Origin of the sequence: Mesorhizobium sp. M0016 (genome assembly GCF_040324035.1) — a bacterium.
Lineage (GTDB): Bacteria > Pseudomonadota > Alphaproteobacteria > Rhizobiales > Rhizobiaceae > Mesorhizobium.
This window is the reverse complement of sequence record NZ_JAMYVM010000004.1, coordinates 36,560-54,298: the sequence shown is the minus strand read 5'-3', so window position 1 is coordinate 54,298 and position 17,739 is coordinate 36,560. Positions and strand designations below refer to the sequence as shown.

The window sequence follows — 17,739 nt, the reverse complement described above, 5'->3', positions numbered from 1 at the left end:
TTATCATACCAACGGCGAGATCGCACGCCCCAATATAGGCTTAGGGACCGCTCCCCTTGCCGTCGGCAAAGACACCGGACATTCGGTTCGGATGCCTGAGATGGGTCGGCGTGATACCGGTCTGCTGGCGGAAGACACGGCTGAAATGGCCGGCATTGGGAAAACCGCAGCGGTAGGCGATGTCGCCGATCGCCAAGTCGCTCCCCTCCAGCAGCGACTTGGCCTGATGCACGCGCAGCGCAAGATAGGCGGCCATCGGGCCGATGCCGAGCTCGGCGCCGAACAGCCGCTCAAGCTGGCGCCGGGATAAATGCAACCGGCCCGCGATCTCGGCGATCGACAGCGTCTCCTGGAGATTGCTTTCCATCAGAAGCAGCGCCCGTTTCACCGCGCGGCTCGAGGCCGCGGGAAAGAGGTCGCCGACGGGCTGCACATCCAAGCTCGAGCGGATGCGGTCGAGCACGAGGATCTTGGCGGCTTTTTCCGCAGCCTTGCGGCCGATGAACTGCGACACGAAATGGCCGGCAAGGTCGGCCGCACCCGTGCCTCCGGCGCAGGTCGAGCGGCCCCTATCGACGGAAAACAGGCTGTCGGCATGGGCGTTCACATCAGGGAATTGGCTGCGGAAATCCTTGATGTGAAACCAGCTGACGGCAGCACTGTAGCCATCGAGCAGACCGTAGCGCGCGAGCACGAAGCTGCCGGTGCAGAGTGCCGTCAGCGGCACGCCCTTTTCGGCCGCCCGCAACAGGAAGGCCTCCTTTTCGGAGCTGAGGCTGCGGTTGGTGTCGAGCAGGCCACCGACCACGACGACATTGTCGAACTCCTGCGGATTGCCGATCGCCTTGGTCGGCAGCAACTCGACACCGCAACTCGCCCGGATCGGCAGGCCACGCTCGCCGACGATCTCCCAGTCGAACTCGATCCGGCGGCTGCGGTCGCCCTCATCGCCGGCGAGCCGCAGCGTGTCTATGAACAGCGACAGCGGCGACAGCGTGAAGTCGCGAACCAAGAGAAACGCAAACCGCCTGGCCATTGTTGCTCCGAAACCGTTCCTTCGGGTGGATGGAAGCAATTATCGCGAAAGATGTCGCACAGGCGAGCACGCGGCGCTTTTCAGGAGAAGCCACCGGATGTCGGCGATGAGATTGACGACTTTCTGATGCGCCGTCACGGTATCGCCTTTGGCTTCAACAGGCCGAGACCGCTCGCATCCATAACAATTTGCCGCTATATTGGGTTCATGACAAAAGCACAGACCAAACAGGAGCTGACCGGCAAGTGGGTGGTGCGCGATTCCCGCAGCGGCCGCTACGTTGAAGTGCGCGGTGCTGATTCGATGAAGTCGTCGCAGTTGCCCCTGAAAAAGGGTGTGGACCTTACGAAGCCGATTGCTAATCAAGCCCTCAAAGGCGGCTCTCACCAGGTGCGCAAACCCAGGGATAGTTGATCCTTGCCAGGGGCGCTTCTCGACACGCATACGTTTTATTGGCTGGTAACGGCCGCAGGCACGCTTTCGGAAGAAGCTCTCATCGCAATCGCCGAGAGCCAAACTGCGGGCAAGCTTTATGTTTCCCCAATGACTGCGTGGGAATTGGCGATCGCGTCCCATAAGCCGACGCACAAGAACCCGCCCTATCTCGGCATAGGAACGCCGTCGAAATGGTTTTCCGAGGCAGTTGCAGCAACGGGATCTAAGATCATCCCGATCAAGCAACGTATCGCTTGCGAGGCAGCGACCGTGGTGACCGATACGGGGCATAAGGATCCCGGCGACTGCTACCTGATCGCGACGGCGCGAGTAAGAAAAATTCCGATCATCACCCGCGACACAATCATGCAGGGGCTTGCCTCGCCGGACTATCTACAGGTCATTGTATGTTGAGTTTGCAGCCACAGCACTAAGCGGAGCCCAACCATGACCCTGACCAATCGCGATATCATCGAGCTGACGGCATGGCGCCGCAAGCTGCACCAAAACCCGGAAATCTCCAACGAGGAAGAACAGACCGCCAAGGAAGTCGTCAGCTTCCTCGCCGATACAGCGCCGGACAAGGTGCTGACCGGCCTCGGCGGTCATGGCGTGGCGGCGGTCTATGACAGCGGCCAGGCGGGACCGACGGTGCTGTTCCGCTCGGAGATCGATGCGCTGCCGATCGAGGAGCTTTCGGGCGTCGAGCATGCCTCGCAGGTGCCGGGAAAATCGCATATGTGCGGCCATGACGGCCACACCGCGATCCTGGCCGCACTTGGCCGCCAGCTCGGGCGTGAGCGGCCGGCCCGCGGCCGCGTCGTCTTGATGTTCCAGCCGGCGGAGGAGACCGGCAATGGTGCGGCCGGCGTCGTCGCCGATCCACGCTTTGGCGAGATCGCGCCGGACTTCGCCTTCTCGCTGCACAATCTGCCGGGCGTGCCGTTCGGCGAGGTGCGTCTCAAGCCCGGCGTCGTCAACTGCGCCTCGCGCGGCATCCGCATCGTGCTGGACGGCAAGACCGCGCATTCCTCCATGCCCGAAACCGGCGTGTCGCCGATGCCGGCGGTGAGCGAGCTCATGCCGGCGCTTCCGGCACTGGGGCGCGGCACTTTCGCCGATGACGATTTCAGCATGGTCACTGTCACCCATGCGACGATGGGCGAGGCCGTGTTCGGCATCGCGCCCGGCTACGCCGAGGTTTGGGCGACGCTGCGCACAAGGCGTGACGAGCGCATGGCGGAGCTGGTCGCAGCTGCGGAGGCGCTGGCCGCCAGGATAGCGGCCGAGCACCGCCTGTCCGTGCGCTGCGACTATCACGAAATCTTCGTCGCCAGCGTCAATGCGCCGGACGCGGTGGAACATCTCAACCGCGCGCTGGACGAAGAGGGCGTCGCGCGCAGCGAGGAAGCCCTGCCGATGCGCGCTTCGGAAGATTTTGGCATCTTCGGCCACAAGGCGAAGTCGGCGATGTTCTTCCTCGGCGCGGGCGAGCGCACCCCGTCATTGCACAATCCCGATTATGATTTTCCCGACGATCTGATCCCGATCGGTTCGAAGATCTTCATGCGCACGGCGCGCAACCTGCTGGGGTGAGCGGCCCTGCAAAATCCGCATCCTGAAGCTGCCTTTTTCCCGCTGGAATCGTCTTGTAGTCGCCTCCTACATTAGGAGGGGCTTGCGGATGAGAATTGCAATGGTCGTCGCGTTGACTGCGACAGTGGCAGGGTGCGTATCGTCTCCGGTCCAGTATGGAGCCTCGCTCTCGACCCAAGACCCGAAATGGGCGACGCCGGAATGCCAGCAGGCCCGCACCGATGCCATGAATTACGACGCGCGCGAGAAGGAGCATCCGGGATGGGCCGCCGGCGTCGTGCTGGGGCCCTACAGCATGGGCCTCGTGGCGGCCATCAAGGAGAACGAGCAGAAGCAGCGAAGGCTGCTCGCACGCGAGGTGCATTTGCAGTGCTCAAGCCTGCCCTTGCCGAGGGATCTGGACTTCGATCCAAAGATCTACGCGCCAAAGCCGACGCATTACCCCTGAGGGTGGCTTGCCGGCGGCGATCATGATGCGCCCTTGGCGTCAGAGGCCAGTCGACCGGCCCGCGCAGCTCGGGTAACAATGACCTTCTTTGGCGCAAGGGGTCCAATGCGGCAAGTGCCCATCGTGATGCAGCCGTTTGGCGGCATGGCGAACAAGATGTTCCAGTACATGTTTTGCCATGTGCTGGCGAAGCGTATCCCCGGTGGCTATGTCTGCGACGCCGACCTGCCGGAATGGTCCATCGCCAGGGTGCGGCCGCCTTTGTTGTGGAAATACCGGCTGCTTCGGGTCGACGGCTATCACCGCTACGACCTCGACGGGATCATAGCCGCGTTCCGCGACAGGCGGGCGCGGAGCATCCGCTTCAAGGGCTTCGCGCAGCGGCTGGGTTATTATGACCGGGACGAGGTCTCCGGGCTGTTCGACGGGCGTGCCGTCGCCGCGCCGACCCATGGCGACGATTTTCTCGTCATCCATGTGCGGGCCGGCGACATCCTCGACGGCTTCCACCGCAACTATTGCCCGATGCCATTCGGCTTCTTCGAGACGCTCATCAAGGATAGCGGCCGCAAGCCGGTCTTCGTCGGCCAGACCCATGACGACAACGATTATTGCCGGCGCCTGCGTCAGCGTTTTCCCGATGCTGTCTTCGCGCCGAAGGCGTCGCCATTGACCGATTTCGAGACGCTGCGCCGGGCGAGCCATCTCGTCACGGGGGTGAGCAGCTTCTCCTGGCTGGCCGGTTGGTTGTCTTCGGCGCGGACGATCCATCTGCCGGTGGCCGGCATATTCGACCGGTGCATCAGGCCGGATATCGACCTGCTGCCCCTTGACGACCCACGCTATCGGTTCCACCAGTTCGACATGGGCGACTGGACGGGCTCTTCGGAGCAGCTTGCGGCATTTTATGGCGATGCGATCCCGTTCCGGGAGGTCGAGCCTCAAGCAGCAGCGGGTGGCGCGGGGAAAGCGTTGCGATGAGAATTCCGTTTTCCGTCAACAGGCCGGTGATCTGCGCGATCATGAAGCTGGAGCAGCCCTATGTGATCGAGTGGGTCGCCTGGCACAAGCTGCATGGCTTCGACCTGATGATCGCCGACAACTGCAGCGCCGGACCGCAGACGGCGGTGCTCCAGGCGTTGCGCGATGCCGGCTGGATTCGGCTGGTCGACTGGCGACACGACACGGTGCTGCCGCAGCGGCGGGCCTATTCCTATCTTTACTGGCAGGCATTGCTCCACGGCTATCGCTATCTGGGCTTCATGGACGCCGACGAGTTCCTCGAGCCGCTCGACGCGCCGCCCTGGAGCGGAGCCGAACTGGTCCGCTCGCTTTTGAGCCGCCCGGGCGTGCGCAGCGTCGCCTTTCGCTGGGTGAATTTCGGCAGCGACGGCAAAGAGGCCTATGACGACGAACTGGTGACGGTGCGGTTTCAAAGGCGCGGCACGCATGACGCCCCGACCGCGCGCTGGAAGAAGTCGTTTGCCCGCGTGTCCTCGGTGCTGCGCAAGGCGCTGCGGGATCCCGGGCAGTTCATGCCGCACCCGCACGGTTTCCGCATCTCGCTGCGCAGGACGCTGGTCGACGGCATGACGCTCGACAAGCACCCGGCGGCCATGCCGATGGAATGGAAGATCGGCTGGATCCGCCACTATGCCGTGAAATCGAGGCAGGAACTGGCCGACAAGCATGCCCGCGGCGGCGGCTTCACGCCGTCGAGCGAGGCGCCGTCGCTGGACGAGTACCGGGTATCGAGAGATCAGAACGATATTCTCGATCCGCTCGACGATGCGACGGTGGGCGCCTTGCGGGCAAAGGTTTCGGAAATCGTCAGGTCGCTCGACCCGGCGGTCATCCCCCAGACGCGGCCGCTTTTCACGCAGCGGGGTTGAGGATCAGCGGCGCGGTAGCCATGCCGTGAAACGACATCGAGGCGCGGCGCTCGGCATTTGCGGCATCGAGCCGCCATCCGGGCGCACGGGTGAACAGGGCTTCTATCATCGCCGCGATCTCGATACGGGCGACATGCTGCCCGAGGCAGACATGCAGGCCGGTGCCGAAGGTCATCGACATGGCTGGCGGGCGCGTGAGGTCCAGCCGGTCGCCATCGGCGAAGACGGCATCGTCGCGATTGCCGCTGCCGAGCACCGGCACGACCGCTTCGCCAGCCGCAATCCTGACGTCGCCGAGGTCGATGTCCTGCGCCGCGATGCGGGCGACGGCGTATTGCACCGAGGCGCCATAGCGCAGCAGTTCGGCCGCCGCGCTGCTCCAGTCGACAGCGCCGCGCTTGAGCAGCGCGCGCTGTTCGGGAAAGCGATCCAGCGCAACAATTGCGTTGCCGAGAGCGTCGACGACAGTCTCCTGTCCGGCAAACAGCATGAAGACGATGTTGGCCACCATGTCCTCGCGCGACCAGCGGCCTTGCGCAACCTCCCGCACCATGCCGGCAACCATTCCGTCCGGCCGGTAGGCCTGTCGAGCCAGCCGCTCCTCGACAAAAGCCTGGCATTCGCGATAGGCCTCGGCGCTTGCTGCCGGCGGCTGCGCTCTTCGCAGGTCGAATGCGCTGGCCATGCGGCGGGTCACCGATTTCAACGCCCAAGGGTCCTCGATCTCGATGCCGAGGATTTCCTGCAGCAGCCAGAAGGACACCGGCACGGCGAGCCCGGCGACGGCGTCGACGCGGCCATCCGCCAGCGCACGCTCGACCAGCTCGTGGCTCAGCGCGCGAAGACCTTGCGTCAGCGCTTCGATGGCCGGCCGTGAGAAAAAGCCAGCGACCGGCCGGCGCAAGGCGCCATGCTGAGGCGGATCGGCAAGCAGCACCGAGCGGCTGAGCAGAGCCATGGGCGCATGGTCGACGAGCTTGCGGCGGACCTCTTCATATGTACCCGGCGGCGCCTGAACAAGAGCGGGATGCTTCAGCGCGCCCGACACCAGCTCATGGCTGAACACATAATGCGCGTCGGCCAGCTCGGGATAGGGCGCGACGCCGCGCGCAATGCCGCCGGCGGCGCGCATGCGGGCGAAATGCGGAAACGGGTCGTCGCCGAGCGCGAACGGATCGAAATGCGGAGCTGTCATGACGGCTCGAATCTCATGCCTTTAGATTCTTGGCTGAAATGACCCTGAAGCCGCCTGACGTGGCGTCCTGCGGGAAGAAGTCCGGCATGACGTAGAGGAACTCGCATCCGTAGACGCGGTAGTGCATGCGCAGCAGCGGATCGCGGATGATCTCTTCCAGCGGCGGTCTTGTGCCGGTCTGGTTCCAGCGGTCGATGGTGGCGCGGAACCGCGCATCGGCCTTGACATGATCATACTCTTCGCCCGAGGAGCCGGCATAGGACGAGCAGCGGCCATCGCCGATCAGCCAGCTGGCGCCCAGGCGGCGGCCGTGGCTCTCCATCTCCTTCAAGAGCCGCACCGCCGTGTTGGAGCCGCGATGGCTCGGCCGGACGCAGAGATTGTAGGCGTAAAGTGCGTAAACCGGCTCGCTGCGCGGCAGCGATGCATAGGCATCGAAATTCCTGGGGAAATCGGCGCGCACCAGCGGATCCTGGCTGGTCTCGGTAAAGCAGATGGTGCCAGCAAGCAGATCGCCATCGATCGCGCCGAACATGGTGTGTCCGAGTGCCAGCCGGTGGCGGATGGTCGTTTCGCTCGCCTGCAGCGGTGCGGCCCAGGCGGCAGCCTCAAGCTCCATCAGCAAAGGGATGTCTTCCAGGTCTAACCGGCGGATGGGTATCGCAACATCGTCTAAATTCATGTGTCGGCTGCCTCGACTTCTAACGCGTTGATGGCGCATGGCAGTTTCTTGCCAATGCGGTTTGCAGCTTCACGGAAACGTCAACCTGTTCTATCTCCTGTTTGACGCATGCCGGATCGAGAACCATTTCACGGCTTTCACAAGCCTGTCTAATTATCATGGTTCCCCTTTGCAATTACATACGGACAACGGAAACGCATGATATTTTACGTCGCGCACCGGGAGCACGCCTACACGCAGGCGGTGGTGCTTCTGTATCACCGGACTGACCTGGAGGCGTGGTTCCGGCTGGTGCGCTACGAGGATGCCGGGCTGCTGCGCGGCGTTCGCGCCGGGGTGGTCATCTGGTCCGACATGGACCGGCTGACATCGGACGAATTGAGCCGCGCGGCCGGCATCAGCGCCGAACTGGCTGACAACACCGGCCTGACGCAGCTCAATCACCCGACCGCCAGCCCGCAGCGCTTCGACCTGCTGCGCCTGCTTCATGCCGACGGCAGCAACGCTTTTCGTGTGTTCAGGCCGGACGAGCTGGAAGAGGCGATACGCTATCCCGTTTTCATCCGCGACGAGACGGGCGCACTCTACAGGGAGCCGCCGCTGCTGCACGACCGGCCGGCGCTGGACGCCGCGATCGCCCGGCTGGACGGTAGCGATCTGGTGCGGCCGATGGTGGTGGAGATGATCGGCACCCCCGGAATGGACGGTTATTTCAGGAAGTACGCGGCGTTTCGGGTCGGCGATACGATCTACGGCCAGCATTGCGCCATGTCGAAATCGTGGTTCGTCAAGAATTCGCCCGAGCAATTGCTGCCGGCGCATATCGAAGAAATCAGGACCTATGTCGATACGAATCCTGACGCCAATGCGGTCATGCAGGTCTTCGAAAAAGCCCGCATGCAGTATGGCCGCATCGACTACACTTTCGTGGACGGCAGGCTTGTAGTGTTCGAGATCAACAGCAACCCCACCGTGCTCAGCGACCCGCCGACGCCGTTCGCCATCTATGACCCCAAGCCCTTTGCCGATCTTCAGGCCGACGCGCTGCTCGCGCTGCCGCAGGCTACCGAGGCGGACTCGCTGGCTGCAATCGACACCGCCCACCAGTCGGCGCTGGCCAAGTTGCGGCGCCATTACCAGATGAGGCGGTTGAAGTTAACGCTGCGAAAAGTGCTCAGGAAGAGGAAATAGCCGCCGCCTCCTCCGCAACCCGAAAGTACACCACGTCACGTTTCGTCGGATCTTGTCACAGCCTGCCTGGAACCAAATCACGGGCTAGATTGTTCAAGTTGGTTACGACGCCGACGAGCCCTGCCGGTTGGGTGAGCGGCGCACTTGAGGAGCTCCCACCATGACCATCTCGTCCAGCTTTCGTTCGCTCGCGGTTGCGGCCATCACAACTGTGTCCGTCAGCGCTGCCAGCGCCGCGCATGCCGATAGCGGCACGATCCGCTTTGCCGTCTACAAGGCGGCCTTCTTCGTCGGCGGTTCCGGCGGCGAGGGGACGCTGACCCTCCACGGCCGCTCCTATCCCATCACGATCGGCGGCGTTTCGGGCGGCTTCGCCTTCGGGGTTTCCAAGACCTATTTCCGGGGCACCGTGCGCCATATCCGCAGGGTGCGGGATGCGACCGGGGTTTATGGCGCGGCCGGCGGTGGCGGCGCGCTCGGCAAGGGGGCGCAGGTGATCGTCATGACCAACGACAAGGGCGCCCAGCTCGAGCTTACGGGCCGGCAGGTGGGCCTGCAGGTGAATGCGGATTTGAGCGGGATGGCGATTTCGTTGAAGTAGGGGGGCGGGCGAGCTCTGGGTGGGCACAGGCGCCCAGGGTGATGGCAATCGCTTAGGGTGCCCCCCACTCCGTCTCGGCTTCGCCGAGCCACCTCTACCCCCACGTCCGTGGGGGAGAGGAAACGCTAATTTTCGAGGTTGCGGCCTCGACAGTGTTGAGTTTTTTCTTCGCTCGAAAAGCTTGGCATTTCCTCTCCCCACGGACGTGGGGGTAGAGGGGGCTCGGCGAAGCCGAGAGGGAGTGAGGGCTGGCGCTGGCCTCGGCCCCTACCGCTCCTCCACAATCCGCAAATATGCCGCCGTCACGAACAGCACGATCAGCCCGAACAAGATCCGCCGTGCCCCCTCCGGCATCTGCAGGATGGTCAGCAGCGTCGTCAGCACGGTCAGGATCAGGGCGCCGATGATGGTGCCGGTGTAGCCGCCGCGGCCGCCGAAGATGGAGGTGCCGCCGATGACGGCGGCGGCGACCGAGGGCAGCACCAGCGGTTCGGCGAGCGACAGCGACGGCGCCTTGATCAGGCCGATATAGAGCAGGCCGGTGATGCCGGCGAGCACGCTGGAGGTGACGTAGAGCGCGGTGATGACCTGCCAGTATTGCACGCCCGACAGGCGGGTCGCGCGCTCATTGTCGCCGACGGCGTAGAGCAGGCGGCCGAAGCCGGTGCGGGCGAGCGTGAAGACGATGAGGGCGGCGAGCGGCACGAACAAAAGCAGCGCGTTGGGGAAGCCCCATGTCACGCCGGTGCCGAGCCAAGCCAGGAAGTCGGGGATTTTTGCGCCCGACGCGATCACCGTGCGCTGGTAGACCTGCAGGCAGCCGGTGCCGATCAGGCTGGTGCCCAGCGTCATGATCAGCGGGTGGACGCGGAAGACACCGACGCCGATGCCGTTGACGAGGCCGATCAGCACCGCCGGCATCATCGCCAGCAGGAACGCCACCGCCGGGTCCTGGTTGACCACTTGCGTCGCCATGATGAAGGCGCTCATCGTTGCCACCGTGCCGACCGACAGGTCGATGCCGCCGGTCAGCATGGTCATGGTCTGGCATCCCGCCAGGATCGCCAGCGGGATGGCGAATTTAATAGTGTTGGCGATCCAGCGCTCGTTGACGATGCCGGGGCGCAGGATCTGCAGGATTATAACCAGGATGGCGAGCAGGACGATCAGCGGGATGAGCGGGCGATCGGCCATGAAGCGCTTTATGCGGCGGCCGAAGGGGACCGGGGTGATGGCGGTGGTGCTCATGGGGCGGCTCTTGCTCGCGATGAGGTTTGCAAGGTGCGGCAAGTTGGCGAGGACAGTGCTCTACGGCGCCCCCCTCTGGCCTGCCGGCCATCTCCCCCACTTGTGGGGAGATTGGCAGCTTCAGCGCCTCGCTCATTCTTGCAAGGTTGGAGATTGGCGAAGGTCGTCGCGACATCCAATCTCCCCCCTTGTGGGGGAGATGTCCGGCAGGACAGAGGGGGGCGCGAAGGAACGCCGACGTCTCTCTGCGACAGCCCTCCCATCATTGCCGCCCCCGCATCGTGATAAACGCGCCGAACATCACCACCGCCACCATGATCAGCCCCTCGATGATGGCGGTGACATTCGGGTCGATGGCAAGCAGCGTCAAATCCGTGCGCACCAGGCGCAACACGAAGACGGCGACGATCGGGCCGAGCAGGCCGCCCTTGCCGCCGCCGAGCGCGACGCCGCCCAGCACCACGGCGGCGACGCTGGCGAGCAGATAGGGGCCGGGGATGGGGGCGCCGATGCCGGTGCTCATGGTCAGCGCCAGGCCGCCAAAGGCGGCGAACAGGCCGGACAGCGCATAGGCGATGATGCGAGTGCGCTTGACCGGCACGCCGGAGCGGAACGCCGCCAGTTCGCTAGAGCCGATGGCGTAGATAGAGAGGCCGAGGCGCGAGCGCCTCAGTGGTATCCAGATGACGCAGAGGCACACGATCAGCACCAGCAGCGCCTTGGGCAGCCAGGCGTCTATGGCGTCGGGCAGGCCGGGGATCGGTACGGTGCCAGAGATCAGCGCCTTCAGCCATTCGGCGATGCCGCCGCCTGGCGCTTCGAGTACCAGCAGGGCTGCACCCTGCAGCACGAACAGCATGGCCAGCGTCACGACAATGTCGGGCACGCGGGTGACGACGATGAGCAGGCCGTTGAGTGCGCCGAGCACGAAACCGATGGCCAGCACGAAGGGCACCACGAACAGCGCGTATTCCTCGCTCGCGCCATTCATCATCGCCGCCGCGGTGACGCTGGTCAGCGCCATCATGGCGGCGACCGACAGATCGATGCCGCCGGCGATGACGACCACCGTCTGCGCGGCGACTGCGAAGGCATAGGGCAGAACGGCGCGGGCGAGCGAGCCGAAATCATTGCTGTCATAGGCCGGCTGGATGATCCTGGTGGCGATGAACAGGATCATGAGCAGGGCGAAGAGGCCGACAACCCAACCCTGGCGGCGCAGGAAATGGCTCATGGCGTTGGCTCCGTCGAAGCCGAAGCGTCGGCCGTGGGATCGGCCAATATGCCGATGTCGGCCTTGGCGCCGCGCGGCAGGCCGTAGGCGGCGCGCATCAGCGCCGGCTCGTCGGCCTCCTCGACCGGAAAAATGTCGACCAGGCGGCCGCCGAAGATGACAATGACGCGGTCGCAGACGCGCTGCACCTCTTCCAGTTCCGAGGTGTAGAACAGCACCGACTTGCCGTTGTCGGCGAGCTCGCGCAGCAGCTTGTAGATCTCCTGCTTGGTGCCGACATCGATGCCGCGCGTCGGGTCGAAGCACAGGATGGTGCGGGCATCCGCCGCGATCCAGCGGGCGATGGTCACCTTCTGCTGGTTGCCGCCGGACAGGCGCTGCACCTCGCCTTGCGCGCGGGTGTCGATCTGCAGCCGCTCGATCGCGCTGAGCACGGTCGCGCGTTCGCGGCGCATGTTGATCGGACCCCAGTTGCGCAAGGCAGCGCTGAAAGGCAGGGCGATGTTTTCGCGCACCGAGCGCTGCATGGCGAGCGCTTCCGAGCGGTCGCCCGGCACATAGGCAATGCCGGCGCGGATGGCGTCGATCGGATGCGAGAATTTCACCGGCTGGCCATCGACTTCGATGGTGCCGCCGGAGGGCCGGATCGAGCCGGCAAGGACGGCGAACAACTCGTCCTGACCCTGGCCTTCGAGCGCGACGACGCCGGCGACTTCGCCGTCGGCGAGATCGAAGGAGACATCGCTGAGCTTGGCGCCGACGCGGAGATTGCGCACGGAGATGCGCGGCCGGGCAGCTGCGGGCGCGGCCTTCTCGGCGGCGCTGCGGGCGGCGACATGAGTTTTCACGATGCGGGTGCCGAGCATCAGCTCGACGATCTTTTCCTCGACGCCGGGTACGATGTCGACGACACCGACGGTCTCGCCGTCGCGCAGCACGGTGGCGCGGTCGCACAGTGCGGAGATTTCGACGAAGCGGTGCGAGATGAAGATCACCGCGCGACCGGCATCGCCCTGGCGGCGCACCACTTCCAGCACTTTTTCGGCGAGGTTGGCGGGCAGGGCCGCCGTCATCTCGTCGAGCAGCAGCACGTCCGGCTCGACGGCGAGCGCCCGCGCCAGGTCGAGCACGCGCAGCACGGCGAGCGGGATGTCGCGCGCGGTGTCGCGCAGATCGAGGTCGGCAATGCCGAGCTCGCGCACCCAGGCGCGGAACGGCTCGACCGGCGTGCCGGTGAGCCTGAGATTGGACAGCACGTCGAGATCGGGGATCAGCGACGGCTCCTGGTAGACGGGCAGCAGCCCGGCGCGGCGCGCGGCGGCCGGCGAGCGAATGTCGCGCGCTTCGCCGCGGATCAGGATGCGGCCGGCGTTCGCCGGAATGGCGCCGGTGAGGATCTTCACCAGCGTCGACTTGCCGGCGCCGTTGGCGCCCATCAGCGCGTGGACCTCGCCCGGCAGCACGGAGAGCGACGCGTTGCGAAGTGCTGCAACCGCGCCGTAGTTCTTGGCGACGCCGGTGGCGTCGAGGAGGGGGCTGGTGGTCAAATCGATGTCCGCTCAGAAATTCTCTTGCTGGCACTCTACGGCGCCCCCCTCTGTCCTGCCGGACATCTCCCCCACAAGGGGGGAGATTGGCAGTTTCGGCGCCGCCCCTCGTCTTGCGACGTAGAAAATTAGCGAAAGCCGAGATGACAGCCAATCTCCCCACCTGTGGGGGAGATGTCCGGCAGGACAGAGGGGGGCGCCGTAGAGCGCTAGTCTGTATAGCGAGGACGGAGTTCGCCGTCCTCGCTAATTCATTCAAGCCCAGCCTTACTCCCCCGGCCCCTTGCACGCGATGATCTGCTCCTTGGTGTACGTCGTCCACTCAGGGATCGAGATCGAGACCGGCCATTCCGGGCTCAGCGACGGGTCGGCGGCTGCCTTCAGCTTGGCCTTGCCTTCGTCGGTGGCGTTGTCCCACAGCTGCGGGTCGACCAGCACGGTCTGCTGCGCCGGCTTCTTGCCGTCGAGGATCTGCAGCGCCAGCGTCACGCCCGCGCCGCCGATCGAGCCGGGGTTGGTGACGGCTGCACCGACGAGACCTTTCACCGAGCTCAGCTGGCCGACGAAGCCGGCATTGTCAGCGCCGACCACCGGTACCAGCGGCGCCTGCGATTCGACCAGCGCGTCGACGATGACGTTGTCGATGCCCGACGTCCACACGCCGTTGAACGGCGTGCCGGTGGCCAGGAACGACAGCATCTGCTGCTTGGCCTGATCCTGCTGCCAGCCGGTGAAGACTTCCTGCGCCACCTTCACGCCGGGGTTTTCGGCCAGCGCCTTCTTGAAGCCTTTGTCGCGATCGCTATCGGCCGAGGCGCCGGCGGCGCCGCGCATGTAGAACACTTCGCCCTTGCCGCCCATCTGCTGGAACAGCCATTTGGCGCCGAGATAGGCATACTGTTCCTGGTTGTTGGAGATGATGTAGGCCGACGGTTCGGTCACCGCCTGGTCGACGGCAACGACGACGATGCCGGCCTTGGTGGCTTCTTCCAGGCCCGCCTTGATGCCGGCGGGATCAGCGGGGTTGACGACGATGGCGTCGACCTTGGCGCTGATCAGATTGCGGATGTCTTCGAGCTGGCCGGCGGCATCGGTGTTGCGGTGGGCGATGTTGAGCTTCGTCACTTCGCCCGAAGCCAGCGCCTGCGCCTTCATGGCGCAGACCATTTCCTCGCGCCAGCCATTGCCCTGCACGGTGTTGGAAATGCCGATCGTATATTTGGCTTCGGCCGACGACACGCCCATCGATGCCAGCAAGGCAGCGCCCGCAAGCAACGGGACCATGGTCAGTATTTTCTTCATGTCAGTACTCCTCCACATTGTTGTTTTTCGTCTCAGGGCCAGACCCTTCGGCAGGATCGGACCAAGTCATTCACCTCGTCATTTGACGAAGGGGCGCAGCACGTCGCGGGCGAGCAGGAAGCCCCGCTTCACCGCATCGTCGCTGCCTTCAAACCGCCTGTCCTCATGTTCGATGATGACCGAGCCGTCATAGCCGGCGCGGTAGAGGCCGGAGAAGAAGCCGCTCCAGTCGACATCGCCCAATCCCGGCATGCGCGGCACCTGCCAGCCAATCCCGGCGGAAAGAATCCCGCGCTCATACAAACCATCATGATCGATCATCAAATCCTTGGCGTGGACATGCAGCATGTAGGGGCCGAACTCCTTGATGAAGCGGCCCTGGTCGATCATCTGCCAGACCAGATGCGAGGGGTCGAAATTCATGCCGACCTCGCCGCCCCAGGCCTCGAGGATGCGCCGCCAGATGTAGGGCGAATAGGCGATGTTGTGCCCGCCCGGCCACTCGTCATAACTGAAGATCATCGGGCAGTTCTCGAAGGCGAGTTTTACCCCGTGGCCGCGCGCATAGGCGACGGTCTCGGGCCAGACTTTCAGCGCGTCCTGCCAGTTGACGTCGACGGTCTTCGAGGCATCGCCACCGCAGAAGGTGTTGACCACCGGCACGCCCATATTGGCGGCCAGCACGATGACCTTCTTCAGATGGCCGATGACGGCCTCGCGATGGGCAGGGTCCGGATGCAGTGGGTTGGGATAGTAGCCGAGGCCGGAGACCGTCAGCTTCTTCTCCGTCAGCGAAGCGACGATCTCCTTGGCCTGCGCGGGCGAGGTGGAAGCGGCATCGATATGGCTGGTGCCGGCATAGCGTCGCGTCGCGCCGGAGGTCTTCGGCCAGCAGGCGATTTCCAGCGCCTCGAAGCCGGCCGAGTGCGCCCAGTCGGCGACCTCGCCAAGCGGCGTCTCCGCAAACGGTGCTGTAAGAACTCCAAGTTTCATTCTGCCTCCCTAGACCCGACGACTATAATGCCGATTGTTTGGATCGCTTCAACCTCGCGACCTCATCTTGTTCAAGACTGTGCCGGACAGCCGCCATCGGATCGTCCGACAGCAGGTCGCCCAGCGCCGATGTGACGGCCGCGCGGAACGTATCGTCGGCGGCAAGGCCGGGGTCGAATATCCCGTCGATGGCAAGGATGGCGGACACCAGCGCCTGTGCATCATGGCCGGTGGCGTCGGCGATCGCGGCGACCTTGCCGGCATAGGGGTCCGACACCGGCCAGCGTCTTTCAAAGCGATCCGAGGCCCGGATCAGATAGGCCATCCAGCCGGCGACCGGCACCGACAGCAGGCCGATGCTCTGGCCCATCGCGAGCCGGTCGCGGATCGGGTTGAGCAGGCGCTGGACGATCTTCTGCGAACCGTCGGTGGCGACCTGGTGGTTGCGGTGGCGGATCGCGGTGTTCTTCAGCCGGGCAAGGCTCTGCTCGACATAGGCAAGGGGCAGGACGCCCGGCACCGGCATCAGCGTCGGCAGCGTCTCCTCGACCAGCATGCGCCGGATGAAGTCCGACAGCAGCGGGTTGGCTATGGCGTCCGATGTGTGCTCGAGCCCGGCCAGCACGCCGAGCGTCGCCAGTGTCGTCTGGGCGCCGTTCAGCACCCGCATCTTGAGATGCTCGAACGGCGTGACGTCGTCGACGAAGGTGGCGCCGACCAGATCCCAGCGCGGCATGCGGCCGGCGAATTTTTCCTCGATCACCCACTGCCGGAACGGCTCACCGACAGCGGCGGCGGCATCGTGGTAGCCGAACCATTGTTCGACACTATCGAGGTCATCCTGCGTCACCGCCGGCGCGATGCGGTCGACCATTGACGAAGGGAAGGCGGCATTGGCTGCGATCCACGCGGCCAAGCCATTGCCGCGCTGCCAGGCGAAGGTCTGCACGACATTGGCCAGGATAACGCCATTGGCCGGAATGTTGTCGCAGGACAGCAGTGTCAGCGGCCGCCCATGTGTGGCCCTGCGCTGCTCCAGCGCCCGCACCAGCAGGCCGGGCACGCTGCGTGGCGTCTCGGGGTTGGCGAGGTCGTGTGCGATGTCGGGATGGCCGAGGTCGAGTTCGCCGCTGGACGGGATGTGGCAATAGCCTTTTTCGGTCACCGTCATCGTCACCAGCTCGATATCGGGTGAGATCAGCACGCCGAGCGCCGGTGCCGCACTCTCCTGGCTGTCGACCACCCGGACGATGCTGCCGATGACGCGCGCCTCGATGTGGCTGTTCTCGCGGATCAGCCTTGTGTAGAGCCCGCCCTGCCGTCCCAGCGTGTCGGCAAGGCTGGGCGGACGGATGTTGATGCCGACGATGCCCCAGCGGTCGAAGCGCAGCGAGATGAGATCGTCGGTGTATTCGGCCTGATGGCTGCGGTGGAAGGCGCCGACGCCGAGATGCGCCATGCCGGGCGCCAGGAGCGTACGGTCATAGGACGGTGTCTGCACCGATGCCGGCAAGCGATCGAGCAGCGCCGGCCCAAGCGTTTCGATGGAAGCGCTCACCGGTTCGCTCCGATCACCGCCTGCTCCTGGTCGACAACCGCGCCGGTCATCGGGCCGGCGGCGTCGGACAGCAGGAAGACGGCGAGGCTGGCGATGTCGTCCGGCGTCAGCAACCGGCCGAAAGGCTGCGCGGCGTTGGCCTTCTCGAGCCAGCCAGGGCCGTTGCCCAAAGTCTCCGCCTGCATGATGCGTTCGGCCGGCGTGTCCGTCCAACCGACATTGATGCCGTTGACGCGGATGCGGTCGAAACGGTGGGCGTTGGCGGCGTTCTTGGTCAGCGTCGCCAGCGCGCCCTTGGTGGCGGAATAGACGGCAAGCTCCGGCGAGCCGCAATGGGCGTTGATCGACAGAATGTTGAGAATGGCGCCACCTTGGCCGCGCTGCTTCATGTCGGCAATCGCCGCCTGCATCAGGAAGAACGGCGCGCGCGCATTGACGGCAAACAGTGACGCCCAGTCGTCGAGGCTGGCGTCGAGGAAAGAGGCGCGATCGGTCAGGCCGGCGGCGTTGACCAGCGCATCGATGCGGCCGAAGCGCTCGATGCAGGCCTGCGCCAGAAGGGTGGGGGCGTCAGGATCGGCAAGGTCGGCGGCGACGAAGATGGTCGGCGTGCCCAATTGCGAAAGCTCGGCCGCCACGGCCTCGCCACGCGCCCTCTCGCGCCCGGTGACCAACAGCCCGGCGGCACCGGAACGCGCCAGCGTCTCGGCAATGGCGCGGCCAATGCCTTGCGTCGACCCGGTGACCAGAGCCACCTTGCCGCCAAGCCGGATCTCCATTC

The 17,739-nt window shown here is 64.9% G+C and carries 18 protein-coding genes; 8 read left to right on the top strand and 10 right to left on the bottom strand.

Translation table 11 applies throughout. From position 1 onward, the window contains the following. Nucleotides 1-40 precede the first annotated feature (40 nt). Nucleotides 41-1,036, bottom strand: coding sequence for a GlxA family transcriptional regulator (locus NKJ88_RS07585; RefSeq protein WP_352443889.1), 996 nt, complete (start codon nucleotides 1,034-1,036; stop codon nucleotides 41-43). Between the two features lie 51 nt (nucleotides 1,037-1,087). On the opposite strand from NKJ88_RS07585, the gene NKJ88_RS07580 reads away from it, so the two are divergent. The 6 genes from NKJ88_RS07580 (at nucleotide 1,088) to NKJ88_RS07555 (ending at nucleotide 5,407) form a co-directional block, all read left to right on the top strand. Next, on the top strand, nucleotides 1,088-1,450 hold the full coding sequence (locus NKJ88_RS07580; RefSeq protein ID WP_023833653.1) for a hypothetical protein: 363 nt from the start codon (nucleotides 1,088-1,090) through the stop codon (nucleotides 1,448-1,450). Nucleotides 1,451-1,453: 3 nt separating this feature from the next. Further along, entirely contained in the window at nucleotides 1,454-1,885 is a 432-nt protein-coding gene (locus NKJ88_RS07575) for a type II toxin-antitoxin system VapC family toxin (protein ID WP_352443888.1), read from the top strand. 33 nt (nucleotides 1,886-1,918) lie between these two features. Next, nucleotides 1,919-3,067: an amidohydrolase gene (locus NKJ88_RS07570; protein ID WP_352443887.1), complete on the top strand. Its 1,149-nt coding sequence runs from the start codon at nucleotides 1,919-1,921 to the stop codon at nucleotides 3,065-3,067. 88 nt (nucleotides 3,068-3,155) lie between these two features. Continuing rightward, a complete protein-coding gene (locus NKJ88_RS07565; protein ID WP_023691921.1) occupies nucleotides 3,156-3,515 on the top strand; it encodes a hypothetical protein in 360 nt (119 codons plus the stop codon). Between the two features lie 126 nt (nucleotides 3,516-3,641). After that, entirely contained in the window at nucleotides 3,642-4,496 is an 855-nt protein-coding gene (locus tag NKJ88_RS07560; RefSeq protein WP_352443965.1) for an alpha-1,2-fucosyltransferase, read from the top strand. Beyond that, nucleotides 4,493-5,407 carry a glycosyltransferase family protein gene (locus NKJ88_RS07555; protein ID WP_023691919.1) on the top strand — a complete coding sequence of 305 codons (915 nt, stop codon included), beginning with the start codon at nucleotides 4,493-4,495 and terminating at the stop codon, nucleotides 5,405-5,407. Before NKJ88_RS07560 ends, NKJ88_RS07555 begins: the two co-directional genes overlap by 4 nt. On the opposite strand, the gene NKJ88_RS07550 is transcribed toward NKJ88_RS07555, so the two are convergent. After that, on the bottom strand, nucleotides 5,391-6,602 hold the full coding sequence (locus tag NKJ88_RS07550; protein WP_352443886.1) for a cytochrome P450: 1,212 nt from the start codon (nucleotides 6,600-6,602) through the stop codon (nucleotides 5,391-5,393). The two genes, NKJ88_RS07555 and NKJ88_RS07550, sit on opposite strands and share 17 nt — an antisense overlap. 13 nt (nucleotides 6,603-6,615) lie before the next feature. Further along, nucleotides 6,616-7,284 (bottom strand): GNAT family N-acetyltransferase, encoded by a 669-nt coding sequence (locus tag NKJ88_RS07545; RefSeq protein ID WP_031202403.1) that lies wholly within the window; start codon nucleotides 7,282-7,284, stop codon nucleotides 6,616-6,618. Between the two features lie 198 nt (nucleotides 7,285-7,482). On the opposite strand from NKJ88_RS07545, the gene NKJ88_RS07540 reads away from it, so the two are divergent. Both NKJ88_RS07540 and NKJ88_RS07535 read left to right on the top strand, forming a co-directional pair. Next, nucleotides 7,483-8,475 (top strand): hypothetical protein, encoded by a 993-nt coding sequence (locus NKJ88_RS07540; RefSeq protein ID WP_352443885.1) that lies wholly within the window; start codon nucleotides 7,483-7,485, stop codon nucleotides 8,473-8,475. A gap of 160 nt (nucleotides 8,476-8,635) precedes the next feature. After that, nucleotides 8,636-9,076 (top strand): lipid-binding SYLF domain-containing protein, encoded by a 441-nt coding sequence (locus NKJ88_RS07535; protein ID WP_023824609.1) that lies wholly within the window; start codon nucleotides 8,636-8,638, stop codon nucleotides 9,074-9,076. 267 nt (nucleotides 9,077-9,343) lie between these two features. Here the strand turns inward: NKJ88_RS07535 and NKJ88_RS07530 are convergent, their stop codons facing one another. The 7 genes from NKJ88_RS07530 to NKJ88_RS07500 form a co-directional block, all read right to left on the bottom strand. Beyond that, entirely contained in the window at nucleotides 9,344-10,324 is a 981-nt protein-coding gene (locus NKJ88_RS07530; protein ID WP_023728503.1) for an ABC transporter permease, read from the bottom strand. 262 nt (nucleotides 10,325-10,586) lie between these two features. Beyond that, nucleotides 10,587-11,558, bottom strand: coding sequence for an ABC transporter permease (locus NKJ88_RS07525; protein WP_352443884.1), 972 nt, complete (start codon nucleotides 11,556-11,558; stop codon nucleotides 10,587-10,589). Beyond that, complete coding sequence (locus NKJ88_RS07520) at nucleotides 11,555-13,105, bottom strand: sugar ABC transporter ATP-binding protein (protein WP_352443883.1); 1,551 nt, start codon at nucleotides 13,103-13,105, stop codon at nucleotides 11,555-11,557. Before NKJ88_RS07520 ends, NKJ88_RS07525 begins: the two co-directional genes overlap by 4 nt. A gap of 267 nt (nucleotides 13,106-13,372) precedes the next feature. Continuing rightward, nucleotides 13,373-14,407 (bottom strand): ABC transporter substrate-binding protein, encoded by a 1,035-nt coding sequence (locus tag NKJ88_RS07515; protein ID WP_023824606.1) that lies wholly within the window; start codon nucleotides 14,405-14,407, stop codon nucleotides 13,373-13,375. Nucleotides 14,408-14,485: 78 nt separating this feature from the next. Further along, the gene (locus tag NKJ88_RS07510; protein ID WP_023824605.1) at nucleotides 14,486-15,400 is read right to left on the bottom strand and encodes a sugar phosphate isomerase/epimerase family protein; all 915 of its coding nucleotides are present in this window, start codon (nucleotides 15,398-15,400) and stop codon (nucleotides 14,486-14,488) included. Between the two features lie 22 nt (nucleotides 15,401-15,422). Then, entirely contained in the window at nucleotides 15,423-16,958 is a 1,536-nt protein-coding gene (locus NKJ88_RS07505; protein ID WP_023824604.1) for a mannitol dehydrogenase family protein, read from the bottom strand. Further along, on the bottom strand, nucleotides 16,955-17,737 hold the full coding sequence (locus NKJ88_RS07500; protein WP_023726487.1) for an SDR family oxidoreductase: 783 nt from the start codon (nucleotides 17,735-17,737) through the stop codon (nucleotides 16,955-16,957). Before NKJ88_RS07500 ends, NKJ88_RS07505 begins: the two co-directional genes overlap by 4 nt. Nucleotides 17,738-17,739 lie beyond the last annotated feature (2 nt).

Coding starts and splice junctions, on each gene's coding strand:
- NKJ88_RS07585 (WP_352443889.1), bottom strand. CDS start 1,036: ATGGCCAGGCGGTTTGCGTTTCTCTTGGTTCGCGACTTCACGCTGTCG.
- NKJ88_RS07525 (WP_352443884.1), bottom strand. CDS start 11,558: ATGAGCCATTTCCTGCGCCGCCAGGGTTGGGTTGTCGGCCTCTTCGCC.
- NKJ88_RS07555 (WP_023691919.1), top strand. CDS start 4,493: ATGAGAATTCCGTTTTCCGTCAACAGGCCGGTGATCTGCGCGATCATG.
- NKJ88_RS07545 (WP_031202403.1), bottom strand. CDS start 7,284: ATGAATTTAGACGATGTTGCGATACCCATCCGCCGGTTAGACCTGGAA.
- NKJ88_RS07580 (WP_023833653.1), top strand. CDS start 1,088: ATGTCGCACAGGCGAGCACGCGGCGCTTTTCAGGAGAAGCCACCGGAT.
- NKJ88_RS07510 (WP_023824605.1), bottom strand. CDS start 15,400: ATGAAACTTGGAGTTCTTACAGCACCGTTTGCGGAGACGCCGCTTGGC.
- NKJ88_RS07535 (WP_023824609.1), top strand. CDS start 8,636: ATGACCATCTCGTCCAGCTTTCGTTCGCTCGCGGTTGCGGCCATCACA.
- NKJ88_RS07530 (WP_023728503.1), bottom strand. CDS start 10,324: ATGAGCACCACCGCCATCACCCCGGTCCCCTTCGGCCGCCGCATAAAG.
- NKJ88_RS07565 (WP_023691921.1), top strand. CDS start 3,156: ATGAGAATTGCAATGGTCGTCGCGTTGACTGCGACAGTGGCAGGGTGC.
- NKJ88_RS07540 (WP_352443885.1), top strand. CDS start 7,483: ATGATATTTTACGTCGCGCACCGGGAGCACGCCTACACGCAGGCGGTG.
- NKJ88_RS07560 (WP_352443965.1), top strand. CDS start 3,642: ATGCAGCCGTTTGGCGGCATGGCGAACAAGATGTTCCAGTACATGTTT.
- NKJ88_RS07550 (WP_352443886.1), bottom strand. CDS start 6,602: ATGACAGCTCCGCATTTCGATCCGTTCGCGCTCGGCGACGACCCGTTT.
- NKJ88_RS07515 (WP_023824606.1), bottom strand. CDS start 14,407: ATGAAGAAAATACTGACCATGGTCCCGTTGCTTGCGGGCGCTGCCTTG.
- NKJ88_RS07500 (WP_023726487.1), bottom strand. CDS start 17,737: ATGGAGATCCGGCTTGGCGGCAAGGTGGCTCTGGTCACCGGGTCGACG.
- NKJ88_RS07570 (WP_352443887.1), top strand. CDS start 1,919: ATGACCCTGACCAATCGCGATATCATCGAGCTGACGGCATGGCGCCGC.